The sequence below is a fragment of the Mesorhizobium sp. genome, from assembly GCF_024509055.1.
Lineage (GTDB): Bacteria > Pseudomonadota > Alphaproteobacteria > Rhizobiales > Rhizobiaceae > Mesorhizobium.
Genome location: NZ_JANINM010000250.1, coordinates 1 through 2,591, shown reverse-complemented (window position 1 = coordinate 2,591; position 2,591 = coordinate 1). Strand labels below are relative to the sequence as shown.

1 protein-coding gene is annotated in these 2,591 nt (G+C 64.4%); it reads left to right on the top strand.

Annotation, left to right across the window (positions count from 1 at the left end):
- Positions 1-109: 109 nt before the first annotated feature.
- Positions 110-2,591 (top strand): leucine--tRNA ligase (gene leuS / locus Q0L57_RS12245; protein WP_296742974.1); only part of this gene is annotated, 2,482 nt, incomplete at its 3' end.

The window sequence follows — 2,591 nt, the reverse complement described above, 5'->3', positions numbered from 1 at the left end:
TCGCCACAGTTGACGGGTCCGGCAATCCATGGTGAACACCGCGACGACATTTCCCGGCCGCCGGCCATTGTCCGGCGCCTCGTGCCTGCTTTTAAGTGAAAAACATCCGATGGCAACCGAACGATACAATCCGCGCACGTCAGAGCCCAAATGGCAGAAGGCCTGGGCCGAAAAGAAGCTGTTCGAGGCCAGGAACGACGATCCGAAGCCGAAATACTACGTGCTCGAGATGTTCCCCTATCCATCGGGGAAGATCCATATCGGCCACACGCGCAACTATACGATGGGCGATGTGGTGGCGCGCTACAAGCGCGCCAAGGGCTTCAACGTGCTGCACCCGATGGGCTGGGACGCCTTCGGCATGCCGGCCGAGAACGCGGCCATGCAGAACAAGGTCCATCCGAAGGACTGGACCTACGAGAACATCGCCGTCATGCGCGAGCAGCTCAAGATGATGGGCCTGTCGCTGGACTGGGCGCGCGAGTTCGCCACCTGCGACGTCGACTACTATCACCGCCAGCAGATGCTGTTCCTCGACTTTGTCGAGAAGGGCCTGGTGACGCGCAAGTCCTCCAAGGTGAACTGGGATCCGGAAGACATGACCGTGCTCGCCAACGAGCAGGTCATCGACGGCCGCGGCTGGCGCTCGGGCGCGCTCGTCGAGCAGCGCGAGCTGACGCAGTGGTTCTTCAAGATCACCGATTTCGCCCAGGACCTGCTGGACTCACTCGGCCGGCTCGAGGAGTGGCCGGAAAAGGTCAAGCTGATGCAGCACAACTGGATCGGCCGTTCGGAAGGGCTGCTGATCCGCTGGCCGCTGGCGGCGCCGGTCGGCGACGCGCACGAACTGGAAGTCTACACGACCAGGCCGGACACGATCTTCGGCGCCTCCTTCATGGCGGTCGCCGCCGACCATCCGCTGGCCAGGAAGGCCGCCGAGACCAATGTCGAGCTGGCCAAGTTCATCGACGAGGTCCGTCACATGGGCACCTCGGTGGCGGCACTGGAGACGGCCGAGAAGAAGGGCTTCGACACCGGCATCCGCGTCGTCCATCCGTTCGACGACAGCTGGACGCTGCCGGTCTATGTCGCCAATTTCGTGCTGATGGAATACGGCACCGGCGCCATCTTCGGCTGTCCGTCGGGAGACCAGCGCGACCTCGACTTCGCCAACAAATACGGACTGCCGGTGATCCCGGTGGTGATGCCGGAAGATGCCGACGCCAAGACGTTCCAGATCATCGAGGAGGCCTTTGTCGATGACGGCGTGATGATCAATTCGCGCTTCCTCGACGGCATGAAGCCGGAAAGGGCTTTCAACGAAGTTGCGAAGCTTTTGGAAGAGAAAATAATCGGCGGCCGGCCGATGGCGGAGCGCAAGGTGAATTTCCGCCTGCGCGACTGGGGCATCTCGCGGCAGCGCTACTGGGGCTGCCCGATCCCGATGATCCACTGCGAGGCCTGCGGCGTGGTGCCGGTGCCGAAGGCGGACCTGCCGGTCAGGCTGCCCGACGACATCGAGTTCGACCGTCCGGGCAACCCGCTTGACCGCCACCCGACCTGGCGGCACGTGAAATGCCCGCAATGCGGCGCCGACGCGCGCCGCGAGACCGATACGATGGACACCTTCGTCGACTCGTCCTGGTATTTCGCACGCTTCACCGCGCCCTGGGCGAACGAGCCGACGGAGCCGAGGGCAGCCGATGAATGGCTGGCGGTCGACCAGTATATCGGCGGCATCGAGCACGCGATCCTGCACCTGCTCTATTCGCGCTTCTTCACCCGCGCCATGCGCGAGACTGGTCATCTCAATCTGGCCGAGCCGTTCAAGGGCCTGTTCACGCAAGGCATGGTGGTGCACGAGACCTACCGCGTCGGCGGCTCCTCGACCAACGGTCGCTGGTTGTCGCCGAGCGAGGTCCGGATCGAGGACGTCGACGGCAAGCGTCGCGCTGTCGATATCGCCACCGGCGAAGAGGTGGCGGTCGGTCCGCTCGAGAAGATGTCGAAGTCGAAGAAGAACACGGTGAGCCCGGAAGAGATCACCGACGGCTACGGCGCCGACACCGCGCGCTGGTTCATGCTGTCGGACTCGCCGCCCGAGCGCGACGTCGAATGGACCGACGACGGCGCTGCCGGCGCGCACCGCTTCGTCCAGCGCATCTGGCGCCTGGTGCAGATCGCCGCCGAATCACTTGCGGACGCAAAGCCGGCAGCGGCGAAGGAAGGCGAGGCGGGTGCAGTTTCCAAAGCCGCGCACAAGATCCTGAAAGCTGTCGGCGAGGACATCGAGAAGCTCGGCTTCAACCGCGCGATCGCCCGTATCTATGAACTCGCCAATGCGCTGGCGACACCGCTCAACGATGTCGCCGAAGGCAAGGCCGACGCCGCGCTGAAAGGGGCCTGCCGCGAGGCTGTCGAGATCCTGGTGCATATCATCGCGCCGGTCATGCCGCATCTGGCCGAGGAATGCTGGGAGGCGCTGGGTGGTTCCGAGCTCGTCGCCGAGCGGCCCTGGCCGGCCTACGATCCGGCTCTGGTCGTCGACAACGAGATCGTGCTGCCGGTGCAGGTCAACGGCAAGAAGCGCG